This window comes from Legionella bozemanae, assembly GCF_900450575.1.
In the GTDB taxonomy this organism is placed as follows: domain Bacteria; phylum Pseudomonadota; class Gammaproteobacteria; order Legionellales; family Legionellaceae; genus Legionella; species Legionella bozemanae.
The window spans coordinates 24394-40404 of sequence record NZ_UGGY01000002.1; the positions used below are offsets into that span (position 1 = coordinate 24394).

The window sequence follows — 16011 nt, forward strand, 5'->3', positions numbered from 1 at the left end:
ACAGAGCCAATGGCTTAAAATTCCTTAGAAGAGGGGAGGGATATCTATCAAATAAAATCTCTTAAGTCTGAATACTTTTGAAACCAAGCATAGTAAAATAAGAGAGCGTTCATATCACTCAAATAATATCTCTTTTGTCAGAGGTGGGGTTACTTCATTACTGTCAAGTAGCTTGATAGCTTTATCTATATTATCAATAAAAAATCCTCTTCCTATCAATAACCGAGTAATTTTTCGATAATCATTAGGATAATTGTTGGGGTCTAATTGACCTATATTTTTTTTCAATGCACTTAGTGTTCTTTCATATTCTAAATGTTGCTGAACCTGGTCTTGTTCAATTCGAATAAAATCTTGCAGATCTTCTGGGCTAGGTTCATAAAAAGAGGCATATGGGCGCAGTTTAATCGTTTCTCCGCCTAATAATTTTAATTTGCAACCATTATGGTTATATTTTATAAAATAACCTTTTAAAACATTCCCGGAAGAGTTAACGACAACTTTATGGTAGATGGGAAGTTTCCAATCATCACTTATAAGCATTCGATTATCATTAATAGAAGGAACGTTGGTTTTAAAATCACAATCAATAGATTGTGGCTGAATACAAACTTGTTTTTGATCAGATTGACGAATTCCCTTTATCAATTCACCTAACTCATTCACCAATAAAACATCTTGTGTTAATAATTCTACGTCAAAGTATTTTAAACTAGCGCCAATAGAAATTTTAGAGGCTAATTTTTCTAATTTGCGTTTCGTATAGATTATATTTTCAATATGGCATTTTAGAATGAAAAGTTCAAAATCGGTTGCATTAGTAATACGCGTTAATTCTTCTTGAAGTAGAAATGGCATTTTGATGGTTTGAGTAGTCATATAACTATTTTACATATAGGTTAAAAGGGAAGAACATCCTAAAAGAACTTCAATATAATCAAATTTTATTTCATTGAATACTATGGCGGATCGATTATTTTCTTAGGTCTGATAACACGATTCTCAGATTTAAGAAGGGCGACCCAACTTTTCCCATCTTGCTGACACATAAATTTATTTTGATTCTGATAAGATTTCTTTCTTATGATCAGCCAGTAATTTGAGAGACTCATTTTTATTAATAAAAGAGACAGGTAAAATCCAATCTATAAAGGTAATCACTGTCTTATCCAAAACAGTTGGCTCAACACCGTAAGTTTTTGCAGCAAGTTCGGAAAGCTCTTTTATGGTGATATAGGTTTGTTTTTCTTTTTTCTCTAGTTTTGATTGAACTGAATAAGAGTGAAAAAGGAATATGCCAATAATAGCTATTGGCGCTAAGTATTTATATGTATTTCTTATAATGCTTTTCACTTAAATATCCTTTTTAAAAATTGATAATGCTAACTAACTTAACTATCTATTCCAATAATCAAATGAATTTAATTGATTATTGGGATGCATATTGCTAAAGCTGGAATGATGATTAATATGGTGATTAATGGAGTGATTGAAATTAAATCCAAATGGACTTCCTCCTGCATCATAGGAACCAATCATAGGCAAACCAGTAACAGGATTTACTCTAAAAATATTATGTGGATTATTATTGATTAATTGCTGGTGGTTAATAGAAAGATGCTCACCCTGATTTAATATACCATGTCCCTTAATTACATTAGGTAAAATATGTCGTTTAAAAAATTCATTTTCCATGTAATTAAAATTAGCATCTTTTGATGTAATGGCTTTTTGATATTCGAGATAGCCTGGTGGTGGTTCTAATACAAAATCCTTAATTCTAATAAGCAATTGCATTAGTTTTTTTATACGATCAATTAACACCTCCTTTTGAAAAAATAGTTTCATTTTTTATCCCACTTTATAATTAATCCCTTCACAAACGCGCAAAGGCACGCGCTCTTTATTTATTCCATTGGCCATTATTCTAACTATACAATAATAGTACTTCATAAGGATTGCGCCTAGTTGTATTTCCTGATTCTACACACACCACGCAATGTGATTGCTTTAAAGAATTTGCGCATAACCATATGATTTATATATAAATAACTAAACAACCCTTTAAAAACGAGTAATTTAAAGTAAAATCCCTATGTATACAATTGTATGCATATACCCCTTGTAAAATCAATGGATATCAACTTAAAAATACAGTTGTATACATAAATAATACTATTGTATACTTGTATTGATTCAATAAATGAGCCCCTCTATGAAAGAAAATGATGTCATTACCTTACGTATTTCAGAATATGAGCGGGAGTACTTAAATAAAATTGCACATCAATTTGATTTACAAAAACGAGGCTCATCAGATATTTCGCCAGCAAAAGCATTAAAATTTCTTTTAGAATTTTGCCTGCATAATGAAATTTCACCACATAAAAAAAGTGAAAATCCATTGCAAGATATAAGAAAAATGATTGAACAAATTCATGCATCCATACCCCATTTGATGTATCACAATCATTATCAAAGCTTAGTTATTTCATCCAATATTAATGACGATTCCTTGAAGGAAATAAAACAAAAAACCATCAAATATTTAAACGATAATTTCTCAGGATTTCAGAATAATTCATATAAAGAAGTTCGGTTTAAAATGAACGGAATTGGACTTAAAACAATACCTATAGAAGAAGGTGAATCGTTATGGAAATAACTATTGATGTTGGTGCAGATACTCTTCATTCGTTGAATAAAATAGCAAAAACAAATAACACCGAATTAAATATAACTGCAGCAGAAATGCTATCATTTGGCGCACGTATTTATCTGCAATCTTTAGAAAAAAAGACAGATGAATCAACCCAATTATTGCTCGAAAATAGTGTTCGCTCGATACAAATTATTACTGAAATTTTATACAGCGTATACAACAAAGACCTGTCTAAAATGGGTGCTTATGATGCAGAAACGGCACTAGCTATGATTGAACGAATGATTCCAAATATATTAAAAGGAATTTCTTAAATCGTTCTCATCACTTCATGATTTTATGGAGATTTTGGGGTGGAAAAAGCGAATTTATTTCCTCCTTCAAAGAAATAACAGACCTGTTTTATGATTAAACCAAATCACTTTGAATGCACATCTTTGTAAGATAACATTTCGAATAATTGCTCTTCTTTTTCAGGAATAAAGCCACAGGTTTTGCTCCATTCCTTGGGTTTTACCGCATATCCAGCCCAAACTGGCAATGAACTTTAATCTGTTCTCTAAATTCCCAAATATTCTCTAATTAATTCAACTTGGTGTTTTGTTGAATCCATACCATTTATAATGAAATCGGCTTTACTCTTAAACTCACGATCTTCAAATAAAGGTCTTGATTCACTTAAGTAAAATTCTAACTCGTCTAAAAGATCTTCTTTAGTTTTATCAGTATTTTTATAGTTTCTAAGTACCCAGCGACACAAAGATACATCTAATGGCACATTAATATGAATCCAAGTATCAATATAGATGCCAGTCTGCTGGTGAAAACGTCCTAAAGGTGCATCAAAAATGATATATTGCTTGGGATTAACAACACTATTCTTTACTGGATGAATAACTGCTTCCCCAGATTTAAGGACTTTAAGAACTTCAGCTAATTTTGGATAGTCCCATTCAGTGTAATTTTCTCCCCTTTTGTACCAATCGATATAATCTTCAGGTCCATTTGAGATCTCATCAAAATCATCCCAAGATATAAAAGGACTATGTAAATAACTGGCTAATTCTAGGGTAAGTGTTGTTTTTCCAGCGCCCATGTTTCCACTAATACCAATGATATGAGGGGTTGAGATTTTATTCATTTTCTGTAAAGTCTTTCGACAACTCTTCTTCTATCTGCTCTATTGTGGGTAATGCAGTCTTAATATCATTAGGCAATGACTCAGTAAGTTTATACTCTGCAAGTCCAATTGGTTTAGTCATATCGCGAAGAGCATACTCAGCAACAACCCCAACTTTTGAACGACATAAAATTAACCCTATAGAAGGGTTGTCCCCTGGTTGGCGTAACAAATCATCTACAGCTGATAAATAGAAATTCATTTTACCGGCGTATTCTGGTTTAAACTTACCTGATTTTAAATCAATCACAACAAATGCCCTTAACTTGATGTGGTAAAACAACAAGTCGATATAAAAATCTTGATCTTCAATTTGAAGATGGTATTGACGTCCCAGAAAAGCAAAGCCTTCTCCAAGTTCAAGCAAAAATCGTTCAATATGAGCAACCAATCCTTTTTCTACTTCTCTTTCATGAGCATCTTTCCCTAAACTTAAAAAATCAAATAAATATGGGTTTCGAAGTGTTGCTTGTGCAAGATCAGAATGAGGAGATGATAATTTTTTGTTAAAGTTAGTAATAGCTTTCCCTTCTCGTTTATATAAATCGGATTCAATTTGCATTGATAATACATTTCGAGACCAGCTGTATTCTTTTGCTTTTTGGATGTAGAATTCTCTTTCCTTTTTATCTGGCACTTCATACATCAGTGTAATGTTATGCCCCCAGGGTAATTGGTCAATAGCTTGTTGACCAATTTCATCTAGGTTATATTCTTCAGCGAAACGTCGCATATACTTTAGGTTTTGCGGACTAAACCCTTTCATTTCTGGAAATTCACTACGTAAATCACGACTTAGCTGCGTAATAATTTTAGCCCCCCACCCATGTTGCTTCTGAGAATTGATAATTTCTGTTCCAATATGATGGTAAAGCAGAATAAGTTCTTTATTTACACTCAGAGCCGCTCTGTACTGACTTGCAGCAACTTTCGTCTTAAGATCATCCAAGAATTGAGTGTAATTGATACCAGTAATGTTCTTTTCCATATTAAGTTCTCTTTGGTAATTTCATTACCATTAAATGAGTTTTATGGCCTGTAAAAAAACCGCCTTGCATCGAGTATTCACCTACTGGTTCGAATCCAGCTTGCTCATAAACATGCTTAGCTCTAGGATTGTTTTCATCAGGATCAATGAAAAAAGTATCAGCCAGATTATCGATCTGATTGTGGTAGAATGCAGTAAATTTCTTCAAGGTTGGTGCAGCCAATCCTCTTCCTAAAAAATCCCTATTCCCTATGCCAAAATCAAGAGAGACGGTATGCCCATCTTTTGATAAATAATATTTATGAAGATCAGTTACATCATTTTGTGACTCTAATATTTCGTCGCTTAGCAGAAAAGCAAATGGCTCATTATTAACAAACCCTACCCAATATTTAGTGGTACCGTAAAAATAGTGTTGCTTACGTCCATAGATAAAGTTGAGTATGTCATCTTTATGTTCTTTGCTGTTATCCCAAAAATCTTGTATATGGGGTAAGCTAAGCCAGTCAAATATAATTTTTTCGTGTTGAAGATTAGCTTTCTCAAAACATATTGAGTCGATTAAATTTTGATTCATGAAAAATCCCTGCATTTATTGATAAAAGCTTTTAGTGATAAATACTTGCCATAGCCTAAGTGTGTTGCAATAATCTTTTGAATAGGAACACCCAGTTGATATAGATGTAAAATTTTATCTTTGTCTTTATCGTACATTGAGGCTTGTATTATCCCTTTCGGTTTACCAAGCTTAATACCTTTAGCAACTCGTGCGCGTAACCCTTCCTTGGTTCGTTCTGAAATAAAATCTCGCTCCAATTCAGCCAACATTGAAAAGATCGTGATGAGCACTTTATTTGCCACATTATTCTTGGCATTAGGATTTAAATCCAGATTTTGTTTGATAAGTATCAACCTGGACATTTTATCATGAATAATTATTTCTATAGTATTCAACGTTTCTTTTATTGATCGACCAAGCCTTGATAATTCAGAGGCAATAACCACATCATCAGGTGATAATTTATCTAACAACTCATCGATACGACGTAACTTAGTAGACTTACGGGAGGACATCTCTAATTCAATCCATTCGTCAACCATGAGTTTTTGCTCAATGCAGAAACGACTAATGCTGTTTTTCTGACTTTCAACACTTTGATCCTGAGTACTCACCCGAACATATCCATAAATCATGCTAATGCCACCTAATTTTCACTGGGTTTTGTATTAAGGTATTTTGCACATATAACACCATCATATTGTTAATCGTTTATAATGCACCTTAATGATATAATTTATCGCCTAATAAAACGAGCGTTAAAAGAATTAAATTTGATGTCCCGGATGTACCTTAATGGCAAAGCTTGAAATAATGACCCCTGCAGAACAAATTATTTTTAATAGTCCGCCAAATTTTTCCCCTGATGAACAAAATAAATATTTTTGTTTACCACCAGAGTTAGCCGTCTGGCTGAAAAGCGTGGATAGCGTCACCAATAAAGCTGGATTTATTTTATTGTTTGGGTATTGCCTGGTAGGAGCGCGATTCTACCAACCAAGACAGTTTTATGAATCTGATCTCAAGGCCATATGCCAGCTATACGGCTTTGACAACAATGAAGTGCAACTAAAAAAATATAATCAGCGGACGTTTAATTACCACAAACAGATAATTCGTGAATATCTGGCGATAAAACCCTTTGATGAAGAGGCGAAAACATTATTCAGGGAGAGTATTCATGATCGCGTTGCCCGTCGCTACCCACCAAAACAGATTTTACAGGATGTATTCGATCTGCTGAAAGCCAGGCGTATTGAGATCCCCCGCTATAATCGATTTGCCCTGAACATCACAGAGATAATCAGTGATTATGATAAACATCTGATTCATTTGATTGAGGATCAATTATCCGATGGTCACAAAATCAGTATGGATGCTCTTCTAAAAATAGATGATGCTGATTCTTCAACCATTGCCAGACTTAAAACCATCAGTCACTCAAGAAAGCCAAAGGAGATTAAGAAAAGTATCGAGGATTTTCAACTAATCCAAAGTATTTATAACAGTGTTAGTCCCTTGCTCGATAAACTAAATCTGCACAATGACACCGTCAAGCATTATGCAACCTGGGTTCGCAAGGCCAGTCTGTTTCAGATTAATCAGCTTCAGCCTGATAAACGCTATCTCCATATCATTTGTTTTCTGGTTCATCAATATCAGTTAAGACAGGATAATTTTGCAGATATTTTACTCAACTGTGTGAAGGCAACAGAAAACGCCGCTACAAAAAATGAAAAGGAACAGATCTTTAAACAGAAAGACCAGCAAAAGGAAACCCTGCAATTATTATCAGATGCAAGAATATCCTATAAGGCTCAACTGAAAAAAATTGAAAAGCTGGCAACATCACCTGTTTTAAGCGATTCGGAGAAAGTTCAGCAAATCAGGCAATTGCTGGAGGACTATCACCAGCACCTGGAAATCTATCCACCGGAACCAAAACTGGATGAATATACAAAACAGGCACTTGATGAAATGAATGCACAGAACTATTACCAGATATTGGAGGATTTGTCCCTTAAATTACAGAACAGGGTGGCTGATATCTTGCGCAATATTGCATTTGATATCCCGGAAAATCAGGATATTCCTGCCATTTTAGTGGCCATCAAACACTATCAGGCCAAAACAGGTAATGTGGGGAAAGAGGCGCCAGTCAGCTTTTTATCTGAAAATGAACAGGCTGCACTTTATTCCAGTGAAGGTAAATTCAGGATCTCCCTTTATAAGGTGTTGCTGTATTTTTATACGGCTGATGCTTTAAAAGCGGGTGTTATCAGTCTGAAGCCAGCCTATCGCTATCTGTCACTGGAAAACTATTTACACCCCAAAGAACATTGGCAGGCTAACAGGAACAGGTTACTGGAAGAAGCAGGGTTACTCGATTTTGCAGACATTGATCAATTAATGGAAACCCTTCATAAAAAGCTCCACGGGGCATACCATAAAACTAATCGCCGTATCAAGGCAGACAAAAATCCTCACATCAAATTTGATTCAAAGGGACGAATGGTGCTGGCAACACCCAAAGTCGAAAAAATAAATACGCAGTCAGTATCTTCTCTGTTTGCTGATCAGAAATATACATCGGTACTAAAAATGTTGAGTGATATTCAGCGGTTAACTGGTTACCTTGATTGCTTTCGCCATCACAGCGTTAAAGACAAGAAGATCTTGCCCAAAACATCCATATTTTATGCATCGATTTTAGGAATGGGATGCAATATAGGCATCAGCAAGATGGCCAATGTCTCCAAAGGGATTACGGAAGATGCCCTGGAAAACTTTGTAAACTGGCACATGAGTCTTAATAATATTAACGCAGCAAATCAATGCATTCTTGAGCTGCTCGGCAAGCTATCATTAGCCAGCATCTATCAAAAAAATCCTGGTGAATTACATACATCCAGCGATGGACGAAAAGTCAGCGTAGTTGTTGAGTCATTGAACGCCAATAAATCATTCAAATACTTTGGAAGCGGCTCAGGATCTTCACTTTACAGCTTTATTGATGAGCTAAACCGCCTGTTTTATACTACGTCCATCAGTAGTTCTGAACGAGAAGCAGCCTATGTTGCTGATGGATTATTACATAATCTTTCGATCAAGAGCACAATCCATTCCACTGATACACATGGTTATTCTGAAGCAATTTTTGGGATATTGAACATGCTTGGGATTTATTTTGCACCCAGAATTAAAGGTCTGAAGAAAGCCACCCTATACAGCTTTAACTCCAGAAGCACCTATGAAACCAAAGGATATAAAATACTCCCGCATCGCTATATTGACACTGATTTAATTAAAACCCATTGGGATGATATTTTGCGTTTGATGGTTACGATTAAACTTAAAGCCACAACGGCATCACAACTGTTCAAGCGTCTCAGTTCATATTCAAAACAACATCCATTGTACTGCGCCATAAAGGAATTTGGACGGATTATTAAAAGTCTGTTTATTCTTCGATATATTGATGATGTAGAATTACGACAGGCTGTTGAAAAACAGTTAAATCGTATTGAGTTATCGAATAAATTCTCAAAAGCCATTCTGTTTGGTAACAACCAGGAAATTCAATACAGCAGCAAGGAGGAACAAGAAATGGTTGTTGGTTGCCAGCGCTTAATCCAGAATGCAATTGTATTATGGAATGAGCTATACCTTTCGCAAAAATTGGCTCTGTTAGAGGATGAAGCAAGCAGGAAAGCACTACTAACCATTATTCGCAATGGATCGACTTTAATCTGGCATTATGTCAATTTGCATGGGGAATATGATTTTACCCAGGATATTGAAGAGCAGGGTATGGTGTTTGATATGGACAAAATATTGGCACTTAAAGTCGCTTAGCTATCTCATTGCCAGTTTGGGCTGGATATGCGGTGAAACCCTTCCTTGGGGTTTTCGTAGGTGCCAAATAACATATCCCACCATACAATATCCCCGTAATTATTTTTATGTCGATTGAATTGGTGGTGAATTCTGTGCATCTCTGGACGCTGAAATACATACCCTATCCACTGTGGTGTTTTAACATTGGTATGGTAGAAAAACTCACCTATCGCGGTACAAGCGGTATAAACCATACCCGCCTCAATGGATAGACCAAGAACTGTATATACCAGTAGGCTGCCAATGATAGAGTTCACAATCATTTCGCCAGGATGTTTGTAAAACGATGTGATGACCTCAAGCCTTTGTGGACTATGATGGATCTGATGAAACCCAACCCATAAAAAATCAAATTCATGACGTGCTCTATGCCACCAATAGAACACAAAAGTTGCGATAAAATAGGCAAAAAAACCACCAGCGTAAGGAGGTAAATAATGTGACATATGAAAAATAGACCATGCAGAAAACCATAATTCCCATGTATAACCTGCCAATGTAACAACGCCAATTTGCACTAGATTAAGCAATACCACCCTAATAGGCCATGTTTTAACATGAGGTAACTTCCAACCAGGAACTAATCGCTCAATTACAAAGCAGATTAAAAACAGTGCGAATACAATTTTTAGCATAGTAAACTCCGTTAAAACATAATACCCGAATGAAAAATAGTGCAGCACAGACATAATTCAGCCTGCTCATTTTTAAATTTAAAGCTCTCGCTCCATTTCTCGGTTAGGCTGTGGTTTATTAAAAGAACGAGTACGTTCTACAAGTTCCCTGTGTTGCACGCGCTCTTTAATTCCATTAATTAACCCTTGATTGAGCCGTATAAACTCATTGCCATTTTGTATATTCAGTTTGTGATCTTGCTTGATCAACGACTGAATTTTCTTATCTTGATTTATTTTTTTGAGCTCCGGCTCCTTGTTCTCTAAGGCACACTGCTTTTTAAATTCGTCTAAACTCATGAGCCGGTTTAATTGTTTTTTAAGCTCGTCCATTCCTTCCTTAACAAGCACATCGTTTAAATCGGTATTTTCTTTTTTAGGGATCACAATGGACACATGGATACCAGAATCGTGTAATTTCTGAGCAGCTTTTATAATCGTATTGGTTTGTTCATTTTTTGCATATTTATAAGTGTCTTTTCCGTCATTATCCAAGCAAAAAACCACTTGTTTAGGACTATTTTTGGGATCAATATTTGAAAAATTTGCTTTTCCCAATACAGCATACACACGCGCATATTCATCGACCTGAAGTATACTTAATCCTGTCTCAATCCCTTCTGTAAAATAAGCGATGTCGCCTTTACCATGGTGATTTAAATTGACAAAATAATTACTGATTGAGCCAAACGTTTGTTTCACAGATTCACAAGACTTATCCTTATTAGCAGAATGAGGTTCTAATTTAGTGATCTGAACATGGTGTATGTTACCCTGTTCATCTTTACTAAAAGCCAATAGTGCAGGAACATGCTTTTGCCCATCTTGGGTCCTGGTGTATACCGAACGACAAAAGCGAAGATCAGCATGATCATAATGCGCTAACCCACGATGAATGATTAAGTATTTTTCAGCGATGGTGCCTTGAATAGGCTGTGATTGTTGAAATAACTTTTGGGCCAGTTGACGTTTCCCTTCTTTGACTTCCCTCTCTTTTTTCTCATTCAATTTTTGTGGTGCTTTACGCTCGTATTCAGGAATGTAATGGATATATTGCGCTGCATGCTCCAGAGTTTCTTTAAAACCGGATAAACCCTTCTCACGTTCAATAAGATGAAATAAATTTCCCGACTCCCCTGTCTCAAAATGGTGCCAAAGACCTGAATCAAGATAAATTTTCAAGCTTCCTTTGGCTCCATATCGATATTCGGATTGGGTTGATAATCGATGATTCGGCTCTCCTAAAAGGCTTTTAACTAAAGAATCAGATACGTTCAATAATCCATTATACAGTTCTTCCGCATTAATAGACGGCTTTTGAGCAAACTCATATTTTTTTATGAATGGAAAATCTTTTACCTGTTCCTTAGATTCTTCCAGAATGTGTTCCTGAGCTCGATCCAGTAATTTCGTACTAATTCTTTGCTGTTTTTGTTGCTTCAAAAGATAAGCCTCTTCAGTCAATACAGCGGAGGTTTTATCCGCATCGCGTTGTTTCAGGGGATCTTCAAGTCTTTTAATTAAACCCTCAAAATTATCGGTATAAAAAGTTGCTTGATGGCTTGCACGAGTTGCATCAATTTCATGAGATCGGTGGGTGGTTACAACAAGACGGTCCTCCAATTCCAAGGCAATCATGAACTTGGATGTAGCACCCTGACTGGAATAAGCCGTATTCGTATAGGAATAATCCCAATGAAGATCTGATTGTTTTTTTAAATTCAGCGTGACCTGATTTTTACTGTTGCTTAAGCCTATTGTTTCACCAAAAACCTGTGTGACCGTATATTCTTCATTGGCAATAATGCCGCGAGCGTCATCATTTCGTTTTAATCGAATCCGATCCCCTGAGGCTAAAGGCCGTTCGTGCAATTTATAGAAGGAAGGCATTGTTTTGGGTAAAATAGAAGCGCTGATTGTAAACGCATCCTGTGACTCATCAACACAGAACAATTTGTTTGCTTCCCTATCAATGGATTTGACGGTGAAATAGTCGTCCTTTTTAGCCACCGAATAGTTTTTACCAAACCGAATGACATCACCTGGTTCAAAAGAATGTGCCTGTACTTGGTCAGCTTGATCCATGCTGACTGGGAATAAGCGCTTACAAAGTATATCTTGACCGTGTAGTTGATATTGTTGGTGCAACCCTTCACGTATTAACACTTCAATGGGTGTTCTGTCCTCATGAGCATGAGCAACTATTAGCGTATTTTTTTGACACTCATGGGTTCGGCTGAGAAAATCGTCAGCAATGGCACGATAAATGGATGTGTAGTCCTTTTTTCCTTCCTCATCAGTACAATTAATTTCAATCAGTGATGAATGATTCAACCCCTGTACCGGTGTCTTTCGCTGCACGTACTCTTCTGGATTAATGTTTTTTATGAGTTCAAAAGCCTTCCCAATTTCTCTACGTGATGCAAACTCCGCTGCTTTTTTTAATTCAGGATTCGGATTTTGGCGCACAATCTCCGTCATAAATGCTGTTTTTTGCGATTGGCTTTTGATGGTAAGCTCATGAGGAATCCCTGAAGCCAGCGATTGCAACTGAGTAATATCCCCTGTAAACACCATTCGCGATTGGGTGTCAATGCACTTTTGTTGTAAGGCATGGTACTTCTCATTATCAATCATGGAGCTTTCATCCACAATGACTAAGTGATTAGCACCCAACCCACCGTCATTGCGTAAAAAACTATCAATGGTCTGCGCCTGGATGCCATTCGCATTGAGTTCCTCTACGGCTTTATGCGTCGGTGCTAATCCAAGCACTTGAAACTGATTGCTCTCAGCAATGTCCTTCACATGCCGCATCATTGTGGTCTTACCAACACCTGCAAGCCCTTGAATGGATACAAACCGGTCGGATGTGCTCACCACCAACGTGATAGCATCTTTTTGACCTTGCGTTAAGGTTTCAGGTAATGACAAAAGCTTTTGTGCAGAAGACTTAATGGGCTTTACCGTATTTTGCTCTTTGTAATTAGCCTGCTGTATCGCCTCTTCAATGTGTAACGCCTCTTTGGTCGTCCAATAAGTATCCAAATAAACTAAGGAATCTGCTATTCGCCCTTTAAGTAATGGAGCAATGTCTTCAAAATCTGCCGTTCCTAATGCATGCATTAAAGCATGGGTCATTAAATCACTGTGTTTAAAGGCTGCATTGCGTTCCGTGCATTTAGCAAGCGCATACGTGAGCGCTGTGGCCGCAATGCGTTCTTTGTCTTCTGATTTTAGATCCAGGTGATGAATTAACGTGTTAAGTTCTCGTTCCAATGCTTTATTGGCATAGGCCATATCACGGTAGACTAAATCTGGCTTTTTTTGTTGCACATCATAGGCGGTCCATTTCAATTGCACACTCTCTAAAAAGCGCTGTGCTTTTTGCCCATCATCAGTAAACAGAATCACATGCTGCGCGTGTTCACCGATTTCTCCGATAAGGTTACGATTGAGTTGGTAAGGTCGTGCCGCCATAAACACTTGTGTGGTGTCTGGTTTTATCTCATGAGGTTTTTTACAATAATCATAATCAAAATGGTATTCAGACAACGCTTTATTAGTCAAAAATAAGGTGTTGGACTCATGGCGTACATAGATGCCTTCTTCAGTAATTTTTGACACAACAAACGAACTCTTAGGCGCATATTTGACTCGTTGATGATATAAGGACTGTTCATTGATTAACCGTTCACCAACAGCGACTTCTAGTATTTTTTCTCGTGATACATGAAAGTCTTCTTTGGCATCATAAGCAAACAAACTTGTCTTGCCCTGGGCATTTTCTAAATGCAGCCCATTGGCACCGACTTCACATACCTTATAGTGCTTCGGTATTCGTCCTTCGTTATAAAACGTGATTTTATCGCCTACTTTATAAGAATGAGCATATCCTTTTTCCGTTTGAGTCAAGGAAACTGTCGTCAAAACAGCTACCTTTTTCATTTGCCTGGATAATTGCCCCTGCTGCACCAGACCTTCTCGTATCTGGCTCGTCAAAGTCTCCTTTTGTTTGTTATTCAAGGCAACCAGTGCACTTTTTTGCTGTTGTTCTGGCGTTAATTGAAGCCAAGCATAACTCATGGATTCATTTGCTTGTTTCCCAATCGAGAGCTTAAGCGCTCCTTTGATAGGGGCTGTTAACGATTTATACGAATGAATGCCCTGCTCTTTTAATAGCTTAATCGGATTTCCTGCATTAAAACCCAATGTTCCTGCCGAGTTATTCAATAAAATGAGTTTGCTTCTGTGTGCTTGAGTGATGTCGCTTAACGCGGATAAATCATCAAAAGAAAGTTTTTGTGCATCATGAACAATCACTAAATCTTGCTTTTTTTTCGTAAACGGTGATGATTTGATGTGTTTCCCATAATAATATTGAAATCCAGACACCGTATGCACAATATCGTCTTTAAACAAATTTTTAATCCTGGAAATAAATCCTGTATCCAAATGTTTGATGTCTGCTCGAAGTTGCTGCGTTTTTAGGCTACCAGGATGGAGTACATAAGAATTGAGTTGATGTGCTTCTGCAAGATGAACCATGTCTTGAATCAGTTCTTTTTCGCACCGAAAACCCTCTACATCAATGATTTGAATGCGCTCGTTATTTTTAAATACCTGTGAAGAGAGCCCGTGATTTGGTACTGAAATCGAAAAGCTTACTTTTAACTCGTTGGTAGTTTTTGCAATAAAGTCCTTCTCGCGAGCAAGAAGATGCGCCGTTGTATAATATTCCAAGGGTTTTCCCTGGAGTACCCTTGCCTCCAAAAGCGATTCAATTTCCCGTTCAATGTCCTCATGGCCAACAAGACCTGCTGAAAAAGTCATAGCCTGGCGCACCAAAGCCCCATGCTGGATTTGAGTGGAATATTCGGACAAATGAGCCAGCGCATCATTCACTGCTTTATGCGCATCAGGGCTTAAAGGTGAGGTATGCGTGCTTTTAACCGCTCCTCGTCCGCTATTTAATTTGGAATCATGAATTATCGCACCTAAATCAATACCAAGCTCTTTAATTTCCTCTACCCACTGTTGATGCAGTGCTTGACTGTCTATTTCAGTTTTTGGCTTGCGCGTCGATAAATTAGATTTTTCAGCAGCCTTGGCACTGCTTGTGCCGCGTTCCTTCATATCATCAAGAATCTGCACACGCCTTTTAGATGTAGCAGTAATGGCCTCATCACTAATACCTACAACCTCAAAATTACCGTACCTGTCTTTAATGCGAATATCGTAGCCCAGCTCCTTAACTTTTTTCGCTAAAGAGGACATGTATACCAATCCCAAATAATGCTGATTAGAATAAATTAATTCACGAAAACCATGATCCAGATGTTCTTTATCATTTTTTGCTCGTGACGATAAAGAACGCCATAATCCATCCGAACGCTCAGTCATATTGAGTATGGGTACATGTGTGTGCAAATCGGGATCTAATTCACGAGAGGTTGTATGGACAAACATGGCTGCTACTAAATTACGGGTTTTTTCAAAGGTGGTTTCGCCATTAAATGTAATGCGTGCTTTCTGCTGCCAGCTGCTCAATCCGACCAAAGGTAATGTTCACGGCTTCTTGATGGGCTTGAAGCAAGCGCGCGTCTTGCCCCACCAGGGCTAAATGGATACGGACTTAGGCGCTGATAAGGTCACATCGGTGCCAGGACGATGTTGACGTACTCCCTTATCGATAATACCTAGCAGTTGCCCGCTGGGCAATTGTCCATCCAATAATTGCAAAAATTGCGAAGGCTCAATTTCACCGGACAATTGTAACTTTTGCGCACCGCGCCCGATCCATCGGGACAGACTGTTGAGCGAATCTCGATCGCTTAAATAATAATTATCTTGATTGGTGTAATAATGCAGCGCGTCTTTAGCCGCACTTATTTTATTTAAGGTCAACATAATACCTCCCTGGATGACTTAAAAATTTCTTTTATAACAATGGAGGCCTCACGCAGCTCAATAGCATCGGTGTCGTTTTTGCTGGCTGTAACGTGATCTTTGGGTTCCGCATAAGGGATTGTGGAGGTACTATATCCTTAT

At 37.3% G+C, this 16011-nt stretch carries 11 protein-coding genes and 1 pseudogene; 3 read left to right on the forward strand and 9 right to left on the reverse strand.

All coding sequences use genetic code 11. The features are described from left to right. Positions 1-114: 114 nt before the first annotated feature. The 3 genes from DY223_RS17035 to DY223_RS17045 form a co-directional block, all read right to left on the reverse strand. Entirely contained in the window at positions 115-879 is a 765-nt protein-coding gene (locus tag DY223_RS17035; protein ID WP_058460619.1) for a hypothetical protein, read from the reverse strand. 174 nt (positions 880-1053) lie between these two features. Next, positions 1054-1353, reverse strand: a complete 300-nt coding sequence (locus DY223_RS17040) for a hypothetical protein (protein ID WP_176580215.1) — start codon at positions 1351-1353, stop codon at positions 1054-1056. A gap of 42 nt (positions 1354-1395) precedes the next feature. Beyond that, entirely contained in the window at positions 1396-1848 is a 453-nt protein-coding gene (locus DY223_RS17045; RefSeq protein ID WP_058460618.1) for a hypothetical protein, read from the reverse strand. A gap of 367 nt (positions 1849-2215) precedes the next feature. Here DY223_RS17045 and DY223_RS17050 point away from each other — a divergent pair, with 367 nt between their 5' ends. Beyond that, positions 2216-2665 carry a hypothetical protein gene (locus tag DY223_RS17050; protein WP_058460617.1) on the forward strand — a complete coding sequence of 150 codons (450 nt, stop codon included), beginning with the start codon at positions 2216-2218 and terminating at the stop codon, positions 2663-2665. Continuing rightward, positions 2656-2976, forward strand: coding sequence for a hypothetical protein (locus tag DY223_RS17055; RefSeq protein WP_058460616.1), 321 nt, complete (start codon positions 2656-2658; stop codon positions 2974-2976). Before DY223_RS17050 ends, DY223_RS17055 begins: the two co-directional genes overlap by 10 nt. 245 nt (positions 2977-3221) lie before the next feature. On the opposite strand, the gene DY223_RS17060 is transcribed toward DY223_RS17055, so the two are convergent. Genes DY223_RS17060 through DY223_RS17075 form a run of 4 tightly spaced genes read right to left on the reverse strand, consistent with a single transcriptional unit; the run spans position 3222 to position 6024 of the window. Then, positions 3222-3803: a nucleoside/nucleotide kinase family protein gene (locus tag DY223_RS17060; RefSeq protein ID WP_058461005.1), complete on the reverse strand. Its 582-nt coding sequence runs from the start codon at positions 3801-3803 to the stop codon at positions 3222-3224. Further along, entirely contained in the window at positions 3796-4830 is a 1035-nt protein-coding gene (locus DY223_RS17065) for a PDDEXK nuclease domain-containing protein (protein WP_058461004.1), read from the reverse strand. Before DY223_RS17065 ends, DY223_RS17060 begins: the two co-directional genes overlap by 8 nt. Before the next feature lies 1 nt (position 4831). Beyond that, positions 4832-5407, reverse strand: a complete 576-nt coding sequence (locus tag DY223_RS17070; protein ID WP_058461003.1) for a GNAT family N-acetyltransferase — start codon at positions 5405-5407, stop codon at positions 4832-4834. Beyond that, on the reverse strand, positions 5404-6024 hold the full coding sequence (locus tag DY223_RS17075; RefSeq protein WP_058461002.1) for a recombinase family protein: 621 nt from the start codon (positions 6022-6024) through the stop codon (positions 5404-5406). The genes DY223_RS17070 and DY223_RS17075 overlap by 4 nt, the downstream gene beginning before the upstream one ends. A 160-nt stretch (positions 6025-6184) precedes the next feature. Between DY223_RS17075 and DY223_RS17080 the strand changes: the two genes are divergently transcribed. Further along, positions 6185-9244: a Tn3 family transposase gene (locus DY223_RS17080; RefSeq protein ID WP_058461001.1), complete on the forward strand. Its 3060-nt coding sequence runs from the start codon at positions 6185-6187 to the stop codon at positions 9242-9244. Positions 9245-9249: 5 nt separating this feature from the next. On the opposite strand, the gene DY223_RS17085 is transcribed toward DY223_RS17080, so the two are convergent. Both DY223_RS17085 and traI read right to left on the reverse strand, forming a co-directional pair. Continuing rightward, positions 9250-9921: a sterol desaturase family protein gene (locus DY223_RS17085; protein WP_058460613.1), complete on the reverse strand. Its 672-nt coding sequence runs from the start codon at positions 9919-9921 to the stop codon at positions 9250-9252. A 78-nt stretch (positions 9922-9999) separates the two neighbouring features. Beyond that, positions 10000-15870: pseudogene (traI, locus tag DY223_RS17090) on the reverse strand (conjugative transfer relaxase/helicase TraI). Positions 15871-16011: the final 141 nt, after the last annotated feature.

Bases quoted from the DNA above. Each gene is read 5' to 3' on its own strand.
- DY223_RS17035 (WP_058460619.1), bottom strand. From the start codon at position 879: ATGACTACTCAAACCATCAAAATGCCATTTCTACTTCAAGAAGAATTA.
- DY223_RS17045 (WP_058460618.1), bottom strand. From the start codon at position 1,848: ATGAAACTATTTTTTCAAAAGGAGGTGTTAATTGATCGTATAAAAAAA.
- DY223_RS17050 (WP_058460617.1), top strand. From the start codon at position 2,216: ATGAAAGAAAATGATGTCATTACCTTACGTATTTCAGAATATGAGCGG.
- DY223_RS17055 (WP_058460616.1), top strand. From the start codon at position 2,656: ATGGAAATAACTATTGATGTTGGTGCAGATACTCTTCATTCGTTGAAT.
- DY223_RS17060 (WP_058461005.1), bottom strand. From the start codon at position 3,803: ATGAATAAAATCTCAACCCCTCATATCATTGGTATTAGTGGAAACATG.
- DY223_RS17065 (WP_058461004.1), bottom strand. From the start codon at position 4,830: ATGGAAAAGAACATTACTGGTATCAATTACACTCAATTCTTGGATGAT.
- DY223_RS17070 (WP_058461003.1), bottom strand. From the start codon at position 5,407: ATGAATCAAAATTTAATCGACTCAATATGTTTTGAGAAAGCTAATCTT.
- DY223_RS17075 (WP_058461002.1), bottom strand. From the start codon at position 6,024: ATGATTTATGGATATGTTCGGGTGAGTACTCAGGATCAAAGTGTTGAA.
- DY223_RS17080 (WP_058461001.1), top strand. From the start codon at position 6,185: ATGGCAAAGCTTGAAATAATGACCCCTGCAGAACAAATTATTTTTAAT.
- DY223_RS17085 (WP_058460613.1), bottom strand. From the start codon at position 9,921: ATGCTAAAAATTGTATTCGCACTGTTTTTAATCTGCTTTGTAATTGAG.